The organism is Alloalcanivorax venustensis ISO4 (genome assembly GCF_015356855.1).
Taxonomy (GTDB): Bacteria; Pseudomonadota; Gammaproteobacteria; order Pseudomonadales; family Alcanivoracaceae; genus Alloalcanivorax; species Alloalcanivorax venustensis.
The window spans coordinates 186,636-208,700 of record NZ_ARXR01000002.1 but is presented as its reverse complement, the minus strand read 5'-3'; the positions used below and the strand labels follow the sequence as shown (position 1 = coordinate 208,700).

26 protein-coding genes are annotated in these 22,065 nt (G+C 62.1%); 16 read left to right on the top strand and 10 right to left on the bottom strand.

The window, feature by feature from the left end; translation table 11 throughout:
- The 13 genes from ISO4_RS02205 to ISO4_RS02145 form a co-directional block, all read left to right on the top strand.
- On the top strand, nucleotides 1–475 hold a 475-nt coding region (locus tag ISO4_RS02205), incomplete at its 5' end, for a hypothetical protein (RefSeq protein WP_228547833.1).
- A gap of 161 nt (nucleotides 476–636) precedes the next feature.
- Entirely contained in the window at nucleotides 637–918 is a 282-nt protein-coding gene (locus tag ISO4_RS02200; RefSeq protein ID WP_194855006.1) for a type II toxin-antitoxin system Phd/YefM family antitoxin, read from the top strand.
- Complete coding sequence (locus ISO4_RS02195; RefSeq protein WP_194855005.1) at nucleotides 915–1,217, top strand: type II toxin-antitoxin system RelE/ParE family toxin; 303 nt, start codon at nucleotides 915–917, stop codon at nucleotides 1,215–1,217. The genes ISO4_RS02200 and ISO4_RS02195 overlap by 4 nt, the downstream gene beginning before the upstream one ends.
- A gap of 66 nt (nucleotides 1,218–1,283) precedes the next feature.
- On the top strand, nucleotides 1,284–1,637 hold the full coding sequence (locus ISO4_RS02190) for a hydroxylaminobenzene mutase (protein ID WP_194855004.1): 354 nt from the start codon (nucleotides 1,284–1,286) through the stop codon (nucleotides 1,635–1,637).
- A gap of 244 nt (nucleotides 1,638–1,881) precedes the next feature.
- Complete coding sequence (locus tag ISO4_RS02185) at nucleotides 1,882–2,124, top strand: hypothetical protein (RefSeq protein ID WP_194855003.1); 243 nt, start codon at nucleotides 1,882–1,884, stop codon at nucleotides 2,122–2,124.
- A gap of 79 nt (nucleotides 2,125–2,203) precedes the next feature.
- Complete coding sequence (locus tag ISO4_RS02180; RefSeq protein ID WP_194855002.1) at nucleotides 2,204–2,788, top strand: hypothetical protein; 585 nt, start codon at nucleotides 2,204–2,206, stop codon at nucleotides 2,786–2,788.
- A gap of 85 nt (nucleotides 2,789–2,873) precedes the next feature.
- A complete protein-coding gene (locus tag ISO4_RS02175) occupies nucleotides 2,874–3,107 on the top strand; it encodes a CopG family transcriptional regulator (RefSeq protein WP_194855001.1) in 234 nt (77 codons plus the stop codon).
- The gene (locus ISO4_RS02170) at nucleotides 3,094–3,354 is read left to right on the top strand and encodes a type II toxin-antitoxin system RelE family toxin (RefSeq protein WP_194855000.1); all 261 of its coding nucleotides are present in this window, start codon (nucleotides 3,094–3,096) and stop codon (nucleotides 3,352–3,354) included. The genes ISO4_RS02175 and ISO4_RS02170 overlap by 14 nt, the downstream gene beginning before the upstream one ends.
- 39 nt (nucleotides 3,355–3,393) lie before the next feature.
- On the top strand, nucleotides 3,394–3,891 hold the full coding sequence (locus ISO4_RS02165) for a DinB family protein (protein WP_194854999.1): 498 nt from the start codon (nucleotides 3,394–3,396) through the stop codon (nucleotides 3,889–3,891).
- Nucleotides 3,888–4,241, top strand: coding sequence for a nuclear transport factor 2 family protein (locus ISO4_RS02160; RefSeq protein ID WP_194854998.1), 354 nt, complete (start codon nucleotides 3,888–3,890; stop codon nucleotides 4,239–4,241). Before ISO4_RS02165 ends, ISO4_RS02160 begins: the two co-directional genes overlap by 4 nt.
- Nucleotides 4,242–4,375: 134 nt before the next feature.
- Nucleotides 4,376–5,077 (top strand): DJ-1/PfpI family protein, encoded by a 702-nt coding sequence (locus ISO4_RS02155; RefSeq protein WP_194854997.1) that lies wholly within the window; start codon nucleotides 4,376–4,378, stop codon nucleotides 5,075–5,077.
- A gap of 56 nt (nucleotides 5,078–5,133) precedes the next feature.
- On the top strand, nucleotides 5,134–5,538 hold the full coding sequence (locus ISO4_RS02150) for an SgcJ/EcaC family oxidoreductase (protein ID WP_194854996.1): 405 nt from the start codon (nucleotides 5,134–5,136) through the stop codon (nucleotides 5,536–5,538).
- Nucleotides 5,539–5,552: 14 nt separating this feature from the next.
- Nucleotides 5,553–6,242, top strand: a complete 690-nt coding sequence (locus tag ISO4_RS02145; protein WP_194854995.1) for an alpha/beta hydrolase — start codon at nucleotides 5,553–5,555, stop codon at nucleotides 6,240–6,242.
- Nucleotides 6,243–6,316: 74 nt separating this feature from the next.
- Here the strand turns inward: ISO4_RS02145 and ISO4_RS02140 are convergent, their stop codons facing one another.
- Complete coding sequence (locus ISO4_RS02140) at nucleotides 6,317–6,643, bottom strand: nuclear transport factor 2 family protein (protein WP_194854994.1); 327 nt, start codon at nucleotides 6,641–6,643, stop codon at nucleotides 6,317–6,319.
- A 93-nt stretch (nucleotides 6,644–6,736) separates the two neighbouring features.
- On the opposite strand from ISO4_RS02140, the gene ISO4_RS02135 reads away from it, so the two are divergent.
- Together ISO4_RS02135 and ISO4_RS02130 are read left to right on the top strand one after the other, a co-directional pair.
- A complete protein-coding gene (locus ISO4_RS02135) occupies nucleotides 6,737–7,087 on the top strand; it encodes a winged helix-turn-helix transcriptional regulator (protein ID WP_194854993.1) in 351 nt (116 codons plus the stop codon).
- Complete coding sequence (locus ISO4_RS02130; RefSeq protein WP_194854992.1) at nucleotides 7,087–7,452, top strand: MmcQ/YjbR family DNA-binding protein; 366 nt, start codon at nucleotides 7,087–7,089, stop codon at nucleotides 7,450–7,452. Before ISO4_RS02135 ends, ISO4_RS02130 begins: the two co-directional genes overlap by 1 nt.
- Nucleotides 7,453–7,470: 18 nt before the next feature.
- Here the strand turns inward: ISO4_RS02130 and urtE are convergent, their stop codons facing one another.
- From urtE to ISO4_RS02085, 9 genes are all read right to left on the bottom strand, one after another.
- Nucleotides 7,471–8,166 (bottom strand): urea ABC transporter ATP-binding subunit UrtE, encoded by a 696-nt coding sequence (gene urtE, locus ISO4_RS02125; RefSeq protein ID WP_194854991.1) that lies wholly within the window; start codon nucleotides 8,164–8,166, stop codon nucleotides 7,471–7,473.
- 66 nt (nucleotides 8,167–8,232) lie between these two features.
- A complete protein-coding gene (urtD, locus tag ISO4_RS02120) occupies nucleotides 8,233–9,069 on the bottom strand; it encodes an urea ABC transporter ATP-binding protein UrtD (RefSeq protein ID WP_194854990.1) in 837 nt (278 codons plus the stop codon).
- Nucleotides 9,056–10,195, bottom strand: coding sequence for an urea ABC transporter permease subunit UrtC (gene urtC / locus ISO4_RS02115; protein ID WP_194854989.1), 1,140 nt, complete (start codon nucleotides 10,193–10,195; stop codon nucleotides 9,056–9,058). The genes urtD and urtC overlap by 14 nt, the downstream gene beginning before the upstream one ends.
- Nucleotides 10,195–11,868: an urea ABC transporter permease subunit UrtB gene (gene urtB, locus ISO4_RS02110; RefSeq protein WP_194854988.1), complete on the bottom strand. Its 1,674-nt coding sequence runs from the start codon at nucleotides 11,866–11,868 to the stop codon at nucleotides 10,195–10,197. Before urtB ends, urtC begins: the two co-directional genes overlap by 1 nt.
- A gap of 111 nt (nucleotides 11,869–11,979) precedes the next feature.
- A complete protein-coding gene (gene urtA / locus ISO4_RS02105; protein WP_194854987.1) occupies nucleotides 11,980–13,281 on the bottom strand; it encodes an urea ABC transporter substrate-binding protein in 1,302 nt (433 codons plus the stop codon).
- A gap of 42 nt (nucleotides 13,282–13,323) precedes the next feature.
- A complete protein-coding gene (locus ISO4_RS02100; protein ID WP_067604905.1) occupies nucleotides 13,324–14,046 on the bottom strand; it encodes a GntR family transcriptional regulator in 723 nt (240 codons plus the stop codon).
- Nucleotides 14,043–17,681 (bottom strand): urea carboxylase, encoded by a 3,639-nt coding sequence (gene uca, locus ISO4_RS02095; RefSeq protein WP_194854986.1) that lies wholly within the window; start codon nucleotides 17,679–17,681, stop codon nucleotides 14,043–14,045. The genes ISO4_RS02100 and uca overlap by 4 nt, the downstream gene beginning before the upstream one ends.
- Nucleotides 17,674–19,443 carry an allophanate hydrolase gene (gene atzF, locus ISO4_RS02090; protein ID WP_194854985.1) on the bottom strand — a complete coding sequence of 590 codons (1,770 nt, stop codon included), beginning with the start codon at nucleotides 19,441–19,443 and terminating at the stop codon, nucleotides 17,674–17,676. The genes uca and atzF overlap by 8 nt, the downstream gene beginning before the upstream one ends.
- A gap of 201 nt (nucleotides 19,444–19,644) precedes the next feature.
- Complete coding sequence (locus ISO4_RS02085; RefSeq protein WP_194854984.1) at nucleotides 19,645–19,995, bottom strand: hypothetical protein; 351 nt, start codon at nucleotides 19,993–19,995, stop codon at nucleotides 19,645–19,647.
- A 455-nt stretch (nucleotides 19,996–20,450) separates the two neighbouring features.
- Here ISO4_RS02085 and ISO4_RS02080 point away from each other — a divergent pair, with 455 nt between their 5' ends.
- Entirely contained in the window at nucleotides 20,451–22,034 is a 1,584-nt protein-coding gene (locus tag ISO4_RS02080) for a ShlB/FhaC/HecB family hemolysin secretion/activation protein (protein WP_194855014.1), read from the top strand.
- The last annotated feature ends 31 nt before the right edge of the window (nucleotides 22,035–22,065 follow it).

Genomic DNA, 22,065 nt, shown 5'->3' with positions numbered 1-22,065 from the left:
TACCTCGCGCGGCTCATGGCTAACGTTAAATGCTCGGGAGAATTTCGTGGCACGTCAAGATACAAGGCTAGAATCAGAAGGAGCGGAATTTTTGGTTCTCGGCCAGTTTTTGATTCATAAAATTGCCGCATACAAAACGTACACGAATATGCCGGGCTATGACCTTGTGGCCACAAACCCAGAAAATAATACTTCTGCCAAGATCCAAGTTAAAAGTCGCTGGGCCACTAAAGCTGGCGGCTTTCCGATAAAGAATTTCAATTGCGATTATGTAGTAGTGGTCTTGTTAAATCGGGGTTCTAAATGCGGCCGGAAGGAGGTGTTGCCGCCGGAGCACTTTGTTATTCCGGTAGGCATTGTTCAGTCCGTGTGCCGGACTGATACGAGTTGGAGCAAGGTGCTTCTTAAAGACATCACTAATCTTGAAAGTTACAGAGATAATTGGGGCCTTGTACGTGAATTCCTATCCGCGTAAGGCATTTAACAAAACGCAGCACTACGCAGCCTTCGGCTGCCGGACGCTCGCAAGCTCGCGCCGCTGCTTTCAGCGTTATGTTCCTTCCTTTGGGCACCTTGCTCGACGTCAGTCAATGCTGTACCCTTTGATGTACGTTTAAACGTACTAAGGTGATTTCCATGTCAAGGGTCCGAGTTGATGAAGATATCCGCCCTCTGTCTGAATTTCGGGCAGGAGTAGCCACATTTGTAAAACAGCTCCATGAGAACCGCCGTCCTATGGTCCTGACGCAAAGAGGCCGTGGCGTTGCTGTGCTGGTGGATGTTCACGAGTACGAGAAGATGCAAGAACGTCTGGAAATTCTAGAGGAAGTGTATAAGGCGGAGGAGCAGATAGCCTCTGGGGACGGTATTGCGCATGAAGACGCGAAGGCTCGGGTTTTGAGCGGGCTGGCGAGATGAAGATTGTTTGGTCCCCGCTTGCGCTGGAGCGCGTCGAGGATACCGCTCGATATATTGCAGAAGACAACCCAGATGCTGCAGTCGGGTGGGTTGATGATTTATTCGCCACAGTAGAGCGATTAGCTGATTTCCCTAAAAGTGGACGTATGGTTCCCGAGGTAGGATCGCCTCGCATCAGGGAACTGATATTTGGAACGTATCGGGTCGTTTACAGCGTCAAAGATCACGTTGATATTTTGACCGTGCGTCGCAGTAGCCAGTTATTGCGGATGTCTGAACTCAGTGATGACGGAACATAACCAACGGCTGCACAGCGACCGATTTTCCGCCGCTCCAAACCGGCGCGTGAGCCGGGCGTTATACCGATGTTCACCAACTCTCGAATGGGACTTTCAGCGCATCTGGCGGGCGTGCAAAATGGAATGGTCCTTTTGATATTCGGCCTCATGTGGCATCACCTGAAAGTCGGTGAGGTATGGCGCAAACTTGCTCGCTGGCTCAGTATCTTTAGTATGTATGCAATCTGGTTCGGGCTGCTGCTTGCGGCGGTCTGGGGAACTAGCAAGTCTACTCCTATTGCGGGAGCGGGGTACGAAGGGTCAGAGACACAGGAGCTGGTGGTCAGCGCCCTGATTCAAGTCGGCTCGGTAGCAATTATTGTCGCCGCCGTTATTATCTTGCTGGGATTGGTCACCAGGCGTATGCCGGGGCGCGTTTAACAATTAGCTCCAGTGCGTTACGGCCCTTTAGGGTTTCCAAGTCGCTTCTTAAATCGCGGCTCTTCAAAAGCGGGGGGGCAACAGGCCGCGTAAGCTATATCATCAGTTGATGTTGGCCAATCCGAGATGATCTAGTGCTGCTCTCTCGACGCTTTTCCGTACAATTTCTCCACCGCTTCGCGGCTCCGGAATAGCCGCAAAGCTCTGCGTTATGTGTATAAAGATTCGGCCTAGGAGATAATCAATGCAAGATGAATTTGAACTCGAGATGAGCCCCCTTTGCCAGGAACTGACGGCTGACGGGAAGACCGTCAAAGTGGATATCTACCGTGGTGACACTGGCGGCTGGGTTCTTGAAGTAGTGGATGAGTTCGGTACCTCCACTGTCTGGGATGACGAATTCGACACTGATGCGGCAGCTCTGGATGAGGCCAAAGCGACCATTAGGGATGAAGGCATTGATTCCTTAATTGGCATCGACCCCTGAAACCCTGGTAAATGAATCACATGATCAGGACGTCAATCGGGCGCCAAATGTGTGACGCTTCTGGCTTCGAGGAGGAACCATGCCCTTTCCCAAACGCGGTGCGACGCTCACCGATACCCTGTCAGCAAGTTTGCTGGCCATTACCTTGATTACCGGGTGCTCGGATCCGTCTTCGGACGCTGAGGCGCCGGAGGCGCAACCGCCGTCGACCTCTCCGTCCGCCGAGGCGCCGAATGATTCCGGCGAGCAGGAAAGTGCCACTGCCTCCGGGCAGACCCGGGGCGGTGATGGTTCGGAGATTACGTTGAATGCTCTGACGGAGGCGGACATGCGCGAGGCCAGCCTTTCCGGCGAGCTGGGTTGCCAGTTCACCACGGATGACGGCGAGGTGTTGCTGATTGCCATGGGCAAGGTGGCTTCGTCCGATGCGGCACAGGGTGTGGTCAAGGTCGCCGGCTATGTGGAGCGCGTGTCCGCGCCTGGCGGCTTCGATGGCATCACGGCGTCGCCGACCTTCAGTGGCAAGGGCAAGACGGTTCACATCGAGGTCACCGGTGAACCCACCGAAGGCGGGGAGTCACCGCCCAGGCCGGCGACATTGACGTATGACCGGGCCGACGGCGCTCAGCGTGACTGGCAGGGCGAGTGGCGTTGCGGGCCCTAAGACGCGTTGGCGACATGGCTATATTTGACGCCATAACGTCATGACGTCAAAATGACGCCTATTATCAGCGTCAGCGGAGGCGGCCATGAGCGGCACGTCCAAGCGTTCAACCATCTACTTCGATCCTCAGTTGCATGCCGCGCTGCGTCTCAAGGCGGCGCACACCAACCGCAGCGTATCCGATATCGTCAATGATGCCGTCCGTGAGGCGCTGGCCGAGGATCAGGACGATCTGGCGGCGTTCGAAGACCGCGTCGCCGAGCCGACCCTGAGCTACGAGGCCTTCCTCAACGAACTGAAGGCCGATGGCAAGCTATAAGCTGGTCTTCAAACGGTCCGTCGCCAAGGACTTCCGGCCGATCCCAAGGAAAGACGCGGCCCGTTTGCTGCGCCGTATCGATGCCCTGCGGGACGAGCCGCGTCCGGCGGGGTGCGAGAAGCTTTCCGGGCTGGAGCGTTATCGCATCCGCCAGGGCCGGTATCGGGTGGTGTACGAGATCACCGATGAGTGCCTGATTGTGACGATGGTGAAGGTGGCGCACCGGAGGCATGTCTACCGGCGATAGTGCGGTCCGGGGTGAGTGGTGATTTTGCCCGAGGAGGGTATGGATGTGAGCCTGCTGCATGTTCAAACCATGGCGCGGTACAACCGCTGGATGAACCAGAAGGTCTACGACGGCTGTGCCGGCCTGTCGGAGGAAGACCGGAAGCGTGATATGGGGGCTTTCTTTAGGTCGATCCATGGCACGCTCAACCATATTCTGCTCGCGGACCGGATCTGGATGGGCCGGTTCACCGGTGAGCCTTTTCCAGTCACATCGCTCGACCAGGAGCTGTACGCGGACTTCCATGTGCTGCGGGATGAACGGGCGGCGGAGGACGAACGCATCATCGACTGGGTGGCGTTACTCTCGCCGGAAGACATGGAGGGCGATCTGGTTTATACCAGTATTGTGAACCCGGAACCGCGCCGTTATCCGCTCTGGTTTGCGCTGTCTCATTTCTTTAATCATCAGACACACCATCGCGGCCAGATCAGCTCCCTTCTTACCCAGCTCGGCGTCGATGTGGGCGTTACCGACCTTATCGGAATGAAACCATGAACCAGAATCAAGCGAATGCGTTCGCGGCGAAGTGGATCGAGGCATGGAACGCCCACGATCTCGATCGCATCCTTTCTCACTATACCGATGATTTCGAGATGAATTCGCCGTTGATCGCCAAGCGGCTCGCGGTGCCGTCAGGGACGCTGAAAGGCAAGGCTGCGGTAGGTGAGTATTGGCAGGGCGCGTTGCGCGCTTACCCGGACCTCCGCTTTGAGCTGCTCAAGGTGCTGCGGGGCGTCTCCTGGGTCACGCTCTACTACCTCGGCGCAACAGGCAACGAGGTGGCGGAGACGTTCCTGTTTGACGGCAACGGGAAAGTCACGCAGGTGTTCGCGTCTTATGCCTAGACCTAGGGTAATGGACGGCGGGGGCGTCTGGGTCGGATCCGCCTAATCGATATCGAGAAATTGAATTTGCCGCCCCCATGGTTGGACGACCTAATGGTACGATCCAGGCGTATGTAACAGGGAGGACAACGATAATGATTAATAAACTGACCGCCATTGTGGTGGTTGTCATGGTAAACATGCTGTTCGCGGCGCCCGCGTTCGCTGATGACAAGCGTATCGGCATACTGGTCTTCGACAAGGTTCTCACCAGCGATGTCATAGCGCCGGCGGAAGTCTTCGGGGTTGCGACGCGAAAGTCGTGGTTCTCTGATTACGAAGTTGTGTTTATTGGCGTAGAGCGGAAGCCGGTGATTACTACCGAGGAAGGAATTCGCTTGCCTGTCGATACAACCATATACGACGCTCCCAAGCTGGATGCGTTAATCGTTGCCAGTGCCTACGATATGGATTGGTTATTCGAGAATGAGGATTTAACCGCGTTTCTACGCAGCCAGGAGAAGACCGCTGCATGGTTAGGAAGTAACTGTTCGGGGGCGTTTCTGTACGCACACGCAGGGCTTCTGGATGGCTACCGTGCCACCACCTGGGCGGGCGGAGAGAAACAGCTCGAACGTGAGTTCCCTGAGATCGACGTGGTCTTTGATCAGAATGTGGTGGTTGATCGAAACCGTATCTCCAGTAATGGCGGCATTCCTTCCTACCAGTCCGCTTTGGTGATGCTGTCGATGATGGCTGGAACCGGCAAAGCAAAGACCGTGTTTGAAACCATCCAGCTCAACCGCCTGATTCCGTGGTCCGACATTGAGGCCTACTTACCCGAAGACAAGACCTGACGCAGGGAAACCGGCCTCAAGCGGTCGGAAGCCAAAAAGCGCAAGGAGGAATTTTCGTGAAAAGTGATGAAGACGAAATACGAGAGCTTGTTGCGAAATGGATGAAAGCAACAAAAGAAGGTGACTCCGAAACCGTCCTCGGCCTGATGGCGGATGATGCGGTTTTTATCGTTCCTGGTGAGAAGCCTTTCGGAAAAGACGCTTTCGCGTCGGCTGCGAAATCTCAAGACACAGCATCCATGGAAATAGACGGTGAGAGTGAGGTGCTTGAGATCACGGTTACAGGTGACTGGGCGTTTATGCTGAGTTACTTGACGGTCAAGGTAAAAGCCGACGGCTTCCCTGAAAGGGTTCGGGCAGGCAATACGCTTACCGTGCTTACAAAGAGAGATGGCCGCTGGCTTCTGTACCGGGACGCAAATCTGTTGGTTCCCGACCCGCAGTTCAGCGATGCCACTTAACAAGTGAAGACAAGATGTCGACATTGAGCCTTACGGATGGGTCGGAGCCCTTCCAGGTTACGGTGCTTGAATCCGCGCCCGGCGCCCCTGTGTTGCTCTTTGCAGTAGGGGCGGGCGGCAACCCGGAGCGCCATCTTCCGCTTCTCACCTCTCTCGCCGAATCCGGATGCTCGGTGGTCGCACCGCATTTCACCGGGCTGGACGCGTCGATGCCCAGGGAGGACGAGTTACGTCTTTGGGCGCGGAGGCTGACCCTTGCCCTCGATAGCGTTGCTCCGCCCGGATCGACGGTGGTGGGCGTGGGTCACTCACTCGGTGCGGCGGCCCTGCTCGCGTTGGCCGGTGGTCAGATCTGGTTGGGCGCCGGCCGCCATGTCGAGATCGTGCCTGACGGGCGACTCACCCGGCTGGTTCTGTTGACTCCGCCGATGGGCTTTTTCCAGGTCGAAGGGGCGCTGGATGCCGTGCAGACGCCCATCCTTGCTTGGGCAGGCTCGCGGGATTCGATCACGCCGGCCGCCCAGGTGGATGTGCTGGTTCGTGCCTTGAGCGGCCGCTTACCGTTGGATGTACGCGTAACGGAGGGGGCCGGGCATTTCTTTTTCATGGACCTGCCACCGCCGGATGAGGTGGAGCCGTTGGCCGATCGGCAAGCATTCCTTGATCTGCTTGCCGAAGAGATCGGGAAGTTCTTTAAAAGGTGAGTGGCGTTCGGGCCCTCAGAAGATGATCAGTCAGGGCCAGGCGGCGGTCTGAATGAAGCCGGATGACTGGACGGCTAACCGATATCGAGAGACCAAATCTTGTCGTTTTTCAGCTCAAAGGTATAGCGAAGCACCGCCGGGCTACCGGGGAAGTTGCCCGAGACCCGCGCTCGAACGATCACGGTGGCATCCGCCCCTTCCATTTCCAGCGGTTCCGCCGTATAGCTGTACTTCTTCTTGGATTCGATAAACCAATCGGTGATCTCGGCGATCCCGTTATAGGTGTGCTTCTCGTCATGAACGGAAGCGTCCGTGGCGAAGCATCGGTCCAGTGAGGCGCTGTTCTTGTCGTTGCTGAGCTGGAAGAAGAGCGCGATGGGCGCTGGGAAATGAATGGCCATTGGCGGTTCCTTTGGCGGTGAATGGAGGGTCCTGAAGTTTGATCAGGGCGTGCCCGTTCATCAAGAACGCACGGAAAAGTAAGTGGGTTACCTATGGGTAAGGCGTATACACCGGAGACGGCGGCGGCGGACGTGGCGGCGGCGATGAGGGTGCTGGAAGGGCGCTGGAAGCTGATTCTTCTGTTCCACCTGTTCGGTGGCCAGGTGCGGCGTTACTCGGAGCTGGAAAAATCCATCCCCGGTATCTCGCAAAAGATGCTGGCCCAACAGCTGCGCGCACTGGAAGCGGACGGCCTGGTGCGCAGAACGGTCTACCCGGAAGTGCCGCCGAAGGTAGAGTACCAGCTCACCGATTGGGGGCAGGCCCTTTGCCCGGTGCTGGATGCGCTGCTTTCCTGGCGTGAAGGGAAGCCACCGGCCGCGGTTGATGGACGGGAGCCGTAATGACCTACGAGGAGTTCAACCGCTTTTGCCGCGCGTTGCCGGCCACAACCTATGTGGTCCAGTGGGGCGGCGCTCACGTCTGGAAAGTGGGCGGCAAGGTGTTCGCTATCGGGGGTTGGGAAAAGGCCGGTCAACCCGCCTTTACGTTTAAGGCGTCGGAACTCAACTTTGAGATTCTGCGGGATCAGCCGGGTTTCCGGCCGGCGCCCTATCTGGCGTCCCGGGGCATGAGGTGGATACAACAGTACGATGCGCCTGAAGAGACGGATGAGACGCTCCAATACTACCTCAAGGAGTCCCACCGGATCGTCTCCGAGGGGTTGACCAAGAAGCTGCAGCGGGAACTCGGCCTGAACCAGAAATAGCCGAAGCGACGCCCGCCGCTACACGGTCAGGTACTTCTTCACCAGATCATCGCTGAGCGCGCCGATGTCGTCCTCGGCCACCTTGCTGCCCCGGTCGATGATGGCAAAGCGGTCGGCGGTGGCGCGGGCGAATTGGAGTTTCTGCTCCACCAGCAGCACGGTGAGGCCTTCTTCCTTGTTCAGGGTTTTGATCACCTTGCCGATCATGTCGACGATGTTGGGCTGAATGCCTTCGGTGGGTTCGTCGAGGATCAGCAGGGTAGGGTCCAGGGCCAGCGCCCGGCCGATGGCGAGCTGCTGTTGCTGGCCGCCGGACAGGTCGCCGCCGCGCCGGTGGCGCATATCGTGCAGCACCGGGAACAGCTCATAGATACGCGCCGGGATCTTGCGACTGCGGTCAGCGCGCGCCTGCAGCCCCGTTTCCAGGTTCTCCTCCACGGTAAGCAGCGGAAAAATCTCCCGCCCCTGCGGCACATAGCCAATACCCGCCCGCGCCCGCTCCTCGGCGGCTTTCTTGCTCAGGTCCTTGCCGTCGAATTCAATCTTGCCCGTAGCGGCGGGCAACAACCCCATCACCGACTTCAGCAACGTGGTCTTCCCCACGCCGTTCCGCCCCATCACACAAAGACACTCGCCTTTCTCCAGGTTCAGGTCGACATCCCAAAGGGTGTGGGATTCGCCGTAATATTGATTCAACCCACTCACACTCAACATGCGCTGTTCTCCCAGGCGACCCCAGGCCGCCCGCTATTAACTGTTAACTATTCACTCTTAACTGAATTACCCCGTTTCCCCGAGGTACACCTCAATCACCTTCGGATCATTTTGCACGTCCTGCATCTTCCCCTCGGCCAACACGCTGCCCTGGTGCAGCACTGTGACGGTATTGGCGATCGAGCGAATAAACTCCATATCGTGCTCCACCACCATCACCGAGTGTTCGCCGGCCAGGCTTTGCAGCAGCTCGGCGGTGCGTTCCACTTCCTGGCGGGTCATGCCGGCGATGGGCTCGTCCACCAGCAGCAGCCGGGGCTTCTGCATCAGCACCATGGCGATCTCCAGCCACTGCTTCTGGCCGTGGGAAAGCGCGCCGGCGAGCTGGTCTTTCTGCGCAAGCAGGCCGACGGTCTCCAGGGTTTGCGCCATCCAGTCGTACTGCTGGCCGGTGACCGGCTGCAGCAACGCCTGCCAGGTGCCCTTGGGGCCGGCCATGGCCAGCTCCAGGTTTTCCAGGGCGGTGTGTTCCGGAAACACGGTGGGCTTCTGGAACTTGCGGCCGATGCCGGCGGTGGCGATCTCCGTTTCGGTCATGCGCGTCAGGTCCATAGTCTGGCCGAAAAAGCAGCTGCCGGTGTCGGGCCGGGTCTTGCCGGTGATCACGTCCATCAGCGTGGATTTGCCGGCGCCGTTGGGGCCGATGATGCAACGCAGCTCGCCGGGCTTGATGTAGAGCGTCAGGTCGTTGAGCGCCTTGAAGCCGTCGAAGCTGACGGTGATGTCTTCCATATAGAGGATGTGCTTGCCGCCGGTGTCCAGTTGCCCCGGGCGCACCGGGCGGGTGCCCGGCCGAAGGGGGGCGAACACCTGGTCGCGGCGGAAGGTGTCACGCAGGCTCATGGTCGGCCTCCTTATCGGTGGCGTCGGGTTGCCGTTTGCGTTTGAGCAGGCTCTTGGCCAGGCCCACCAGCCCCTGGGGCAGGAACACGGTGACCGCCACGAACAGGCCGCCCAGGGCGAACAGCCAGGCTTCCGGCATTACGCCGGTGAACACGGTCTTGCCGTAGTTCACCAGGATGGCGCCGATCACCGCGCCGTAGAGCGTGGCGCGGCCGCCCACGGCCACCCACACCACCAGCTCGATGGAGTTGAGCGGCGAGAATTCGCCGGGGTTGATGATGCCCACCTGGGGCACATAGAGCGCCCCGGCGATGCCGGCGAGTATCGCGCTGACGGTGAAGATCCACAGCTTGTAGTGCTCGGTGCGGTAGCCCAGGAAGCGGGCGCGGGATTCCGCGTCGCGCACCGCCATCACGGTGCGGCCCAGGCGGGTGCCGGTGATCCAGCGGCTGAGCACGAAGGCGCCGCCCAGGGCCACCGCCGAGGCGACCAGCAGCGCCACCCGGGTGCTGTCCTCGCGCAGCGAGAAGCCGAGGATGTCCTTGAAGTCGGTGAGGCCGTTGTTGCCGCCGAAGCCCAGCTCGTTGCGGAAGAACGCCAGCATCAGCGCGTAGGTGAGCGCCTGGGTGATGATCGACAGATAGACGCCGGTGACCCGCGAGCGGAACGCCAGCCAGCCGAACACGAACGCCAGCACGCCGGGCACCAGTGCCACCATCAGCATGGCGAAGCCGAAGCTGTCGAAGCCGTGCCAGTACCAGGGCAGCTCCTCCCAGTTAAGGAACACCATGAAGTCCGGCAGCGTGGGGTGGCCGTAGACGCCCCGGTCGCCGATCTGGCGCATCAGGTACATGCCCATGGCGTAGCCGCCCAGGGCGAAGAAGGCGCCGTGGCCGAGGCTGAGGATGCCGCAGTAGCCCCACACCAGGTCCAGCGCCAGCGCGAGCAGGGCGTAGCATAGGTACTTGCCCAGCAGGCTGACGGTATAGCTGCTCACGTGCAGACCGGATTCCGCCGGCACCAGCAGGTTGAGCAGGGCGACGATGAGGACCGCCCCGAACAGAATGCCCAGGAAGGTCTTGGCGGTGCGGTCGGTGAGCGCGGTGGTGAGATCCGAATGTCGCATTATTCCTCCGCGGCCCGGCCGCGCTGCGGGAACAGCCCGCGCGGTTTGCGTTGAATGAACAGGATGATGAACACCAGCACCATGATTTTGGCCAGCACGGCGCCGGCCATGGGCTCGATGATCTTGTTGGCGATGCCCAGGCTGAAGGCGGCGGTGAGCGTGCCCCACAGGTTCCCGACGCCGCCGAACACCACCACCATGAAGGAGTCGATGATGTAGGCATGGCCCAGGTTGGGGCCGACGTTGGTGAGCTGCGCCAGCGCCACCCCGGCGATACCGGCGATGCCGGAGCCCAGGCCGAAGGTGAGCGCGTTGACCCGTTCGCTGCGGATGCCCATGGCGCGGGCGGTGCCCCGGTTCTGGCTGACCGCGCGCACCTGCAGGCCGAGGCGGGTTTTCTTCAGCACCAGTTGCAGGGCGAAGAACACGATCAGCGCGAACACGATGATGTAGAGCCGGTTATAGGTGAGCGAGAAGATCGGGTTGATCTGCAGGGCGCCGCTCATCCATTCCGGCGTCACCACGCTGCGGTTGAGCGGCGAGAAAATCACCCGCACCGCCTGCTGCAGAATCAGGCTGACGCCGAAGGTGGCGAGCAGGGTCTCCAGCGGCCGTCCGTACAGAAAACGGATCACGCCGCGCTCGATGACGATGCCGACGACGGCGGACACCAGGAAGGCGGCGGGCAGCGCCACCAGCAGCGACCACTCGTGGCCGTCGGGAAAAATCTGCTGCACCACGAAGGTAGTGTAGGCGCCCAGCATGATCAGCTCGCCGTGGGCCATGTTGATCACACCCATGACGCCGAAGGTGATGGCCAGGCCGATGGCGGCCAGCAGCAGCACTGAGCCCAGGCTGAGCCCGAAGAAAAGGGTGTCGGCGGTTTCGTAGCGTTCGGTGCGCAGGTCGATTTTCTTCAGTGCGCGGTCGGCGGCGTTGCGTTCGGCGGCGGCGTCGCTCTGCGCCAGGCGGTCGCGCAGCACGTTGCGCACCGCCGGCTCCAGGCTGCCGGCGACCGCGTCGATGGCGTTCAGGCGCTCGTTGAGCTGGCTGGCCGGGTCGCGCAGCACGGCGATGTTCAGGGCCGTGTCGATGACGCCCTTGACCAGCGGGTTGGCCTCTTCCGCCTGGCGGGCGCGCAGCGCGTCCAGCACCACCGGGTCGGTGTTGCCGACCAGGCGCTGGGCCGCTTCCCGGCGGGCGAGCGGATTGGGGTTGGCCAGCGCGGTGACCGATTTCAGATCTCGGATCTGCTGGCGCAGCCGGTTGTTGATGATCACCGGTCGCGCGGCGCGCGCCTCGGCGCTGCCCACGTCCTCTTCGCTGATCGGGTCGCGCAGGGCCCAGCCCTGTTCGCTCTGTTTGCCCAGCACAATGCGGTCGCCGGCCAGGTCGTGCAGCAACTCGCGGTCGAGCAGGGCCTGCAGCAGCGCTTCGCCGCGCTCGTGGCCGGAGCGGGCGATGGTCTCAATGGCTTCGGCTTTGACATCGAAATCGCGGCTCTTGAACTTCGCCAATGACGTTCGCAGCGCTTCCTCCTTGGAAACGCCGGGCGCCACCGACTCCGATGGGCGGTCTTCGCCCTCGGGCGACGCCATCGTGGTCTGCCCGGCGTCATCGGCCGGCGCGGCGCTGGTTTGCGCCACCGCCGTACCGCTCGCGCCGAGTAGCATAAAAATCAGTAGTAGAACCCTTGGCATGGTGGTCCCTCGGTTTGGTCCTGGCCTTCGCGGAGATAAAGGCGGGCCGGCGCACCGGCCCGCCGAGCGGGGGTGACCCGCGGCTTACTGGGCGGTCTGGCCGCCGCAGGTTTTGGTTTTGGTGTTGTAGTTGCCGCAGTTGACCGGGTCGGTCCAGTCGGCGATCAGGTTTTTGGAGTCGGGCAGGTAGTCGGACCAGGCGTCGCCGGGCACCACGCCGTCGGTCTGCGAGACCACCGCGAACTGACCGTTGTCCTGGATTTCACCGATCAGCACCGGCTTGGAGAGGTGGTGGTTCTTGTTCATCACCGCGGTGCCGCCGGTGAGGTTGGGGGTTTCCACGCCGATCATCGCCTTGGCGACTTTGTCGGTGTCGGTGGACTTGGCTTTCTCCACCGCTTTCACCCACATGTTGAAGCCGATGTAGGTGGCTTCCATGGGGTCGTTGGTGACGCGGTCGTCATCGCCGATGTAGTCGTGCCACTGCTCGATGAACTGGTTGTTCTCCGGGGTGTAGACGCTCTGGAAGTAGTTCCAGGCGGCCAGGTGGCCGACCAGCGGGCCGGTGTTGATGCCGGACAGTTCCTGCTCGCCCACGGAGAAGGCGATTACCGGAATGTCGGACGCGTCCATGCCCTGGTTGGAGAGCTCTTTGTAGAAGGGCACGTTGGCGTCGCCGTTGATGGTGGAGACCACGGCGGTCTTCTTGCCTTCGCCGCCGAACTCCTTGATGCGCGACACGATCGACTGCCAGTCGGAGTGACCGAACGGGGTGTAGTTGATCATGATGTCGTCCTCGGCGATGCCCTTGGACTGCAGGTAGGCCTCGAGGATCTTGTTGGTGGTGCGCGGGTAGACGTAGTCGGTGCCGGCGAGCACGAAGCGTTCTATGCCCAGGTCGTCGAGCAGGTAGTCCACCGCCGGGATCGCCTGCTGGTTGGGCGCGGCGCCGGTGTAGAAGACGTTCTTGGAAGATTCCTCGCCTTCGTACTGCACCGGGTAGAACAGCAGGCCGTTGAGTTCTTCCACCACCGGCAGCACGGACTTACGGGATACCGAGGTCCAACAGCCGAAGATCACGTCGACTTTGTCCTGGGTGATCAGCTGGCGGGCTTTCTCCGCGAACAGCGGCCAGTCGGAGGCGGGGTCCACCACCACCGGCTCCAGCTTCTTGCCCATGACACCGCCTTTTTCGTTCTGCTTTTCGATCATCATCAGCACGGTGTCTTTCAGTGTCGACTCACTGATCGCCATGGTGCCGGACAGCGAGTGCAGCACACCCACCTTGATGGTGTCCGCGGCCATTACCAGGCCGCTGTAGGAAATGGCGCCGGCGGCGATGCCCGCCTGGGCCAGACGTTTAAGACTGAGCTTTTTGGTCTTCATGGTGTTCCCCTTTCTGTTTTCCGATCCGTAAATGGTTAGGTCTCACTGGAAATTATTATTGGCGGCTTCGGGCTCGCGGCCCTTGGCACGCGCTTCATGCAGCATGTGCAGCGTGATTTTTCTGACTTCGTTGCGGCTGGTCTCGATGTGCGCCTTGAGCATCATCAGCGCCTGCTCGGTGCGGTGATGGGCAATGGCGTCGAGAATGCGGCCATGTTCGTCGTAGGTGGCGTCGACGCGCGGCGGCTTGGTGAAATCCAGCCGGCGGATAATGCGCAGCCGTTCGGTGAGGTCGTGGTGGATGCGCGCCATCTCGGTGTTGCCGGCGGCCTCCACCAGGGTTTCGTGGAAACGCTCGTCCAGGCCAGACAGGGTGCTGACATCGCGCAGCCGCTCGGCGGGCGGGACCCGCCAGATGCGCATCAGGTCCTCGAGCAGGATTTCCGGCTGCTGCAGGTCGCACAGCCGGCGCACCGCCGCGCATTCCAGCACGGTGCGCACGTCGTAGAGCTCTTCGAAATAGTCGAAGTCGAACGGTTTCACCTGCCAGCCGCTGCGCTGCAGCACCTGCACATAGGTTTCCCGCTCCAGGCGGAACAGGGCTTCGCGGACCGGGGTGCGTGAGGCGCCCATGCGCTCGGCGATCTCGTTTTCGCTGAACCGGTCGCCGGGCAGCAGCCGGAAATCGAAGATGTCTTTCTTCAATTGCCGGTAGATGCGCTCGGCCAGGTTCTCGCCGCGGCCGCCCTTGAGCCCGATCTTCATGCCGCGCTCTCCGTGTCGATCACTACCACCGGGTCGCCGGCGTTGATCACGGTGCCGGGTTTGCAGTGCAGCCCGGTGACGGTGCCGGCGACGTTGGCCGTGATCTCGAACTCCATCTTCATGGCTTCGACGATTACCAGGGTCTGGCCGGCTTCCACGCTGGCGCCTTCTTCCACCAGCAGCTTCCAGACGTTGCCGCTGATTTCCGCGCTGACCAGATGGCCGTCCACCTCGCCGATGTCGGCTTTGCTGCCCATCAAGGCGGATTCGATCTGTTCGTCTTCGTTCTGCCAGCGGGTGACTTCGTCCCGGTAGGCGGCCTGCTGGTGCTCGCGGAAGGCTTCCATTTCCGGCTCGATGCTTTCCAGGAAGCGGCGATGCTCGGCCAGGTTGAAGGTCTCCTCGGTGATCTCCACTTCCAGGCGCCCTTCGCGGAAGGCGTCGCGCATGCCCGCCAGTTCCGCTTCGCTGACCGGGTAGTAGCGCACCTGGTCGAAGAAGCGCAGCAGCCAGGGCTCGCCGGGCTGGAACTGGCGGTTTTTAAGATGCTTGTTCCAGATCGGCAGGGTGCGGCCGATCAACTGATAGCCGCCCGGCGAGTCCATGCCGTAGATGCACATGTAAACGCCGCCAATACCCACCGTGCCCTCGGCGGTGTAGGTGCGCGCCGGGTTGTACTTGGAGGTCATCAGCCGGTGGCGCGGGTCCACCGGCACGGCGCAGGGCGCGCCCAGGTAGACGTCGCCCAGGCCCAGCACCATGTAGCTGGCCTTGAACACGATGTCCTTGACCTGCTCGGTGCTGTCCAGGCCGTTGATGCGGCGGATGAATTCCACGTTGTTGGGCAGCCAGGGCGCGTCCGAGCGGATGGTTTCCTGGTAGCGTTGCACCGCGTCCAGGGTGGCGCTGTCCTCGAACGCCAGCGGCAGGTGCAGCACTCGCGAGCGCACTGCCATGTCGTCCACGGAGCCGATGGCTTTCTCGCGTTCGAGCAGGGCGGTCACTAGATTGGCCTGGCCGATCAGCCGGGAGTCGTAGTGCACCTGCAGGCTGCGCACACCGGGGGACAGTTCCAGAATGCCGGGCACCGGCTCGGCCTTGAGGTTTTCCATCAGCGCGTGCACGCGAAGCCGCAGGGCCAGGTCGAGCACGTTGTCGCCGTACTCAATGAGAATGTATTTGTCGCCGGCCTGGCGGTACGTGATGCGCGGCACATGGCCGTTCGCGTCCAGCTCGGCGACCATGGTGGCGGAGGTAAAGGCAGGATCGGTCGCATCGTGCAGATCCGGTGATACCACCGGTACTGGCGCCAGTTTTTCCACGGCGGCGTCCTGGGCCTGTTCCAGTGCCAGCGCCTCGGCGAACGCCACCGGCGTGAAGCGGATGCTGTCGCCGGGCTTAAGCTGGCCGACTTTCCACAGCTCCGCCTTGGCGATGGTCACCGGGCAGACGAAGCCGCCCAGGCTGGGGCCGTCCTTGGTAAGGATCACCGGGAAGTCGCCGGTGAAGTTGATCGAGCCGATGGCGTATTCGTTGTCGTGCAGGTTGGACGGGTGCAGCCCGGCTTCGCCGCCGTCGGTGCGTGCCCAGCTCGGTTTGGGGCCCACCAGGCGGATGCCCAGGCGGTTGGAGTTGTAGTGCCCCTGCCAGTCGGCCTGGAAGAACTGTTCGATGGCGTCCTCGGTGAAGAAGTCCGGCGCCCCATGGGGGCCGTACAGCACTTTAATGTCCCATTGCTGCGGATAGTCCGGAATCATCGATTCCGGTGCCGGCGCGGGTTCATGGTCCGGCGCCGGGGTGGGGCAGCCGGCCAGCTGTGGCTGGCAGATCGACAGCACGTCGCCCTTGCGCAGGGTGCGGCCGCCGTGGCCGCCGAATTGTCCGAGCACAAAAGTGGATTTACTGCCCAGGTAGTCGGGCACGTCGATGCCGTTGCGCACCGCGATGTAGGTGCGGCAGCCGCTGGACGCCTTGCCGGTGGCGAGTGTCTGGCCGGCTTTCACCGCCACCGGCTGCCACATCGACACCGGCTCGCCGTCGAGGGCCGCGTCGCAGACAGCGCCGGTGAGCGCCACCACGGTGTTGCTATGAAACCGCAGGGTGGGACCAACAAGAGTGGTTTCCAGGCCGGCGGCGCTGGCGTGGTTGCCGACGATGCGGTTGCCGAGCCGGAACGCGTAGTCGTCCATGGGCCCGGACGGCGGCACGCCGATGTCCCAATAGCCGGCGCGGCCGGGGTAGTCCTGTACGGTGGTGTAGGTGCCCGGTTCCACCACCTCGAAGGCAGTGGGGGTGTATTGAAAGCTTTCCAGGTAGCGGGTGGAGACCTTGCCTTCCACCACCTTGGGGTCGATCAGAATGCGGCGCAGATAATCCAGGTTGGTGGCGATGCCGGACAGGCGCGTGGCGGCCAGCGCGTCCTGCATCTTCTTCAGCGCCGCCGGGCGGTCGTCGCCGTGCACGATCACCTTGGCGAGCATCGGGTCGTAGTGCGGGCTGACCTGGGTACCGGTGTCCACCCAGCCGTCCAGGCGGATGTCCTCAGGGAATGAGACTTCCGTGAGCTCACCCGGGCTGGGTTGGAAGTCCTTGAGCGCGTCTTCCGCGTAGATGCGCACTTCCATGGCGTGGCCACGGCTCTGGTAGTTGGCGTCCAGGGGCGGGGTTTCGCCGCCGGCCAGCATCACCATCCACGCCACCAGGTCGACGCCGAACACCGCCTCGGTGACGCCGTGCTCCACCTGCAGGCGGGTATTCACTTCCAGGAAATAGAATTCGTCGCGCTCGTCGTCGTAGATGTATTCCACGGTGCCGGCGGACTGATAATTCACCGACTCGCCCAGGCGCACGGCGCTGGCGTGCAGTTGTTCCCGGGTGGCCTGGGGCAGGTTGGGGGCCGGGGTTTCTTCCACCACTTTCTGGTTGCGGCGCTGCAGGGAGCACTCGCGCTCGCCCAGGGCCAGCACCTTGCCGTTACCGTCGCCGAAGATCTGCACTTCCACATGGCGGGCGCGGGCCACGAAGCGTTCGATGAAGACGCCGCTGTCGGAGAAAAAGTTTTCCCCCATGCGCTTCACCGATTCAAAGGCGTCCACCAGTTGCTGTTCGTTGTTGCAGCGGCTCAGGCCAATGCCGCCGCCGCCGGCGGTGCTCTTCAGCATGATGGGATAGCCGATTTCGGCGGCGGCGCTTTTCGCTTCGTCCAGGCTTTGCAGCAGGCCGGTGCCCGGCGCCAGCGGCACGCCGGCGGCTTCCGCCAGGGCGCGCGCTTCGTGCTTGAGGCCGAAGCGGCGCAGCTGGTCCGGGGTCGGGCCGATAAACCGGATGCCGGCTTCCGCGCAGGCTTCGGCGAAGTCCGCGTTCTCGGACAGAAAGCCGTAGCCGGGGATGATGCCCTGGGCGCCGGTGTCCTTGGCGGCCTGCAGAATCAGCTCGCTGCGCAGGTAACTCTCGGCGGCGGTCTGGCCGCCCAGCGCCACCGCTTCGTCGGCGGCGCCGACGTGCTGGCTGTTGCGGTCCGCGTCGGAGTACACCGCCACCGAGGCGATGCCCATTTCCTTGAGCGTGCGGCAGATGCGTACCGCGATCTCCCCCCGGTTGGCGATCAGAACTTTGCTCAGCCCTTTTTTATGCATTGCTCAAACCTCTTATGTAGTGCCTCCACCCCCCAAGGGCGGTTATGTCGGTGGCGTCGTCGATGGCCCAGCCTTCGCAGATGAAGCCTTTCACCTGACGGCCGTCCTCGGTTTCCAGCGTGCCGATGCCCAGCGGTGCCGGGATCAGCGCCACGAAGCTTCCGAATTCGCTGACCGGCAGCTTCCACAGTTCGATTTCGATGGCGGCGCCGTCGGCGCCCTTGATCAGCCCGGGCTTGGGCGGCGTGGTGTTGGCCAGGGCGTAGAGCCGGTAGCAGGGCGCGGTTCGGGTGCTTTCCAGCAGCACGGCGCCGCGGTCGGTGAGCTGGTGATTGAGCGGCATGCCGGTGAGGTGAGCGCCCACCACCGCCACGGTGACCATGCCGTCGTCGCTGCCGGCTTCCGGCTCCGCCGGGACGGGCAGGGCGTTGTCGGTGGCGCCGGCCTTCCAGGGGCGGTGGCGCTGCCAGCGGCGGCCGAACTCGGCCAGGGCGCCGTCCTGCCAGGCGCCGCCGATCAGGGTGACGCCCACCGGCAGGCCGTCGTCGCGGAAGCCGCCGGGCAGGGCCAGGGCGCACATATCCAGCAGGTTGACGAAGTTGGTCCAGGTGCCGAGCTGGCTGTTGAGCTTGACCGGTTCCTCGGCCACCGCCGCGCGGGTATGGATGCCCGGCGTGGAGGGCACCACCAGGGCGTCCACCTTCGCCATCAGCTGATCGGCCTCGCGGCGCAGATCGGCCAGGCGGTACTGGGCGCGGAAGCCGTCGGCGGCGCTCATGTCTCTGGCGGGTAGAATCACATCGCGGATCACCGGCAGCAGCGCGTCTTTTTCCAGCAACGGCTCGGCCACGGTGTAGCGTTCGGCGACCCAGGGGCCCTGGTAGAGCAGCTCGGCGGTTTCGCGCAGCACGCCGGTATCCAGCGGAATCAGCTCGGCGATTTCCGCCAGCTCTTCCAGGTGGCGCTGCCAGGCGGCGGCGGCGCGCTGGTCGCCGAACCAGGGTGTGTCCTTGGGAATGCCCAGGCGCGGCCGTTCCGGCAGGGCGGCGGGCAGCGGCTGCGGCGCCGGGCGGGCGTAGCCGTCCAGTTCGTCGTAACCGCGGAACAGGTCGTAGACGTTCTGGGCGTCCTCCACGCTCAGCGCGAACACGCTGATGCAGTCCAGGGTGCGGCAGGCGGGCACCACGCCGCGCGTGCTCATGCTGCCCTTGGTGGGCTTGAGGCCGACGGTGTTGGTAAACGCCGCCGGCACTCGGCCGGAGCCGGCGGTGTCGGTGCCCAGGGCGAACGGTACCAGGCCCAGCGAGACCACCGCCGCCGAACCGGCGCTGGAGCCGCCGGAGATATAGTCCGGGTTAAACGGGTTGGGCACTTCGCCGTAGGGCGAGCGCACCCCCACCAGGCCGGTGGCGAGCTGATCCAGGTTGGTCTTGCCGACCAGGATGGCGCCGGCGTCGAGCAGCGCCTGCACCGCCGGCGCGGTTTCCTTGGCGGTGTAGGTGTAGGCGGGGCAGGCGGCGGTGGTGGGCAGGCTGCCCACGTCGATGTTGTCCTTGACCGCGAACGGCACGCCGTACAGCGGCAGGCTGGGATCACTCAGGCGCTCCGCCTGGGCCAGCAGGCTGGACTCGTCCAGCAGGTGGATCCAGAGGGCCCGCTCGCTGTCCTGCAGCTGAGCGGAAAGAGCTTTCATGGCCGATACCGGAGTGACGTTCTTTTTCCGGTAGGCGGCGCGCCATTGATCGATGGTCCAGCCAAGCACGATCGCATACCTCGTTGTATACCAGTGGGTATGCCGATCAGTGCAAGGCGGGTGCCAGCGTGGGGAGCGCGGGGCTAAGCTATTGTTTAAAAATAGGTTTTTCTGTTTCCCGGCGAACGGCGAGGTGAGTCGGGAAAGGTATGAGATGCGTCTTCATGGGGCGTCCGCGCCATCATTGTGCATGGCCGGGTGGCTGGACGGTCAGGGTAGCGGTGGCGGCGCGGGCGGCCGTTGCGGCCGTACGCCTTGCCCGAGGGTATTGCCCATCCGATTGCGCAAAGTGGACAGGTTGAACAGGCCTAGGCGGTTGGGCGCCTGCTCGGCGACGGTGGCGGAGTGCATCGCGGGCGTGCCGCGTTCCGGGACGGACGACGGCGCCATCTTCCGCTGATAACAGTCGTAGGGCAGCGCCTTGTGGCCGTCGATTTCGACAGTCACACAGCTGGGTGCGTCCTGGTTGTTGTCCGCCCGGGTGGGCGGGCCGGCGATTAACGCCAGGGTGAGCACGGCAAACGCCGGCATGGAGCACCACGGGGTGGATTCGGCTGTCATGGGGTCGTTCCGGGACGGGAAATGAAGGCTCACCTTGGTGCGGATCACTGCGCCGTACAAGGCGTAAGCACGCAACCCTGATGAATTTTTAATGACACTGTTTCGGTTTGAGAGGTATCGAACACTCTTCCCTGGTGTTGACCGGAGCACTCCTCGGCTGTCGCTGAAAGCCGCGGTGGTCAGCAATCAGTTAGCCGCTGTCCGTAATGTCCCCGGACCAGCGGCTTTTTTTTGCTTCGTTTCATGAATTTTCAATGACAAAGGTTCGGTCGTGGTGGGTTCCAGTCATCTAGAGAGTGTTAACTGGATCACTGGCCGGATGGGCCGGTGAGTTGTTGGTTGTGGCAGCGGCTTACGGGGACACCACTACGGTGGTGGTGCCACGACCCGGTGCATCAATGCCGAGTTTTGAATCCATGCTTTACAAGAAACGAAAGACTGGACGGTGTCGTTCCATGACCGGGATGTGCTTCAGCGGACTTCTGTTAATCAGTCCGCTGGCATGGACGCAGCAGAGTGCTGAACCGGATGCCGCCGGGACGCCTGTCACGACAACGGTGACCATTAATGAGTACATCGTGCGTGGTAATACCGTGCTGCAGGCACGCGATATCGAGCGCGCGGTTTATCCCTATCTGGGGCCGGATAAAACGCTGGACGACATACGAGAGGCGCAACGGGCCTTGCAGGCGGTGTACCAGGACTCCGGCTATCAATCGGTATATGTGGAGCTGCCCGAGCAGAAGGTCAGCGGCGGCGTGGTTTACCTTGAGGTCGTGGAAGTGAAAGTCGGTCGGGTGCGGGTGGTTGGCGCCGAATACCAATCCCCGCTCGAGATTCGAAATCAGGTGCCCGCGCTGACCAGTGGCACGGTACCCAATTTTGATCTGGTTCAAGAGGAGCTCACCGAGGTTAACCGTACCGGTAAGCGGCAGGTCATGCCGCTGGTCAAGGAGGGGCGTATCCCCGGCACCATGGATGTGGATCTGGCCGTTGAAGACGAGCGCCCCTGGAGCGCCAGCCTGACGTTGAACAATGACTATAGCGCCGACACCGAGAAGCTACGCACGGTGGCCACGCTCAGCCACGCCAATCTCTGGCAAAAAGGCCACAGCGCCTCGCTCACTTTCTTTACCGCGCCTCAGGATACCGACAACGCCGAGGTCTGGTCCTTCAGCTACGAAGCACCGCTGAGCAAGCGCTGGTCGGCACGCTTTTCCGGCTATACCTCCGACAGTGACGTCGCCACCGTGGGCGGCACCAATGTACTGGGTCGCGGCGATTCGTACGGCGTGGCCGCCGTGTACAGCCTGCCGTTCGACGGCAACTGGGGGCACTCGTTTTCGGCGGGCATCGACTTCAAGGATTTCGAGGAAGCGCTGGTGTTCGGTCAGTCCGAAGACCAGGTACCGTTGCAATACGCGCCATTCTCCTTTGCCTACAACGGTTACTTCTACACCGAGGAAACACAGGGGTATCTCAACGTCAGCGTGATCACCGCCGCCGATGAGTTCCCCTCCAATGGCAGCGGCTGGGAGGAGTTTGATTACAAGCGCTACCAGGCCAGTCCCGACTTTGCGGTATTGAAAGTGGACGCCGGCAGCGAGTGGCAGCTCAGTGAATGGATTCTGGCCACCAAGCTCGGTACCCAGCTGGCTTCCGGCCCGCTGGTTTCCAACGAGCAGTTCGCGGTGGGCGGCAGCGGTTCGGTACGCGGCTATCTGGCCGCCGAGCAGGCCGCGGATGACGGTTATCTGGCCAGTTTCGAATTGCGCACGCCGTCGCTGGCGGAGTGGTTCGGCAATCCCTGGTCGATGTTTCGTTTCCACGTCTTCGCGGAAGGCGCCCAGCTGCAACTCCAGGACCCATTGCCGGACCAGGATGACACCTTTGATCTCGCCAGCGTCGGTATCGGCGCACGCGCCGAGATCGGCGACAGCCTCAGTGGTTCCGTGGATTTCGGTTATCCGCTTACCGACGGCGCCGATACCGAGCGATACGACCCCAGAGTCCACTTTAGTGTGACCGCCGGATTTTGAATAACACCTAACACAGCCAGTTCTTCGGAGT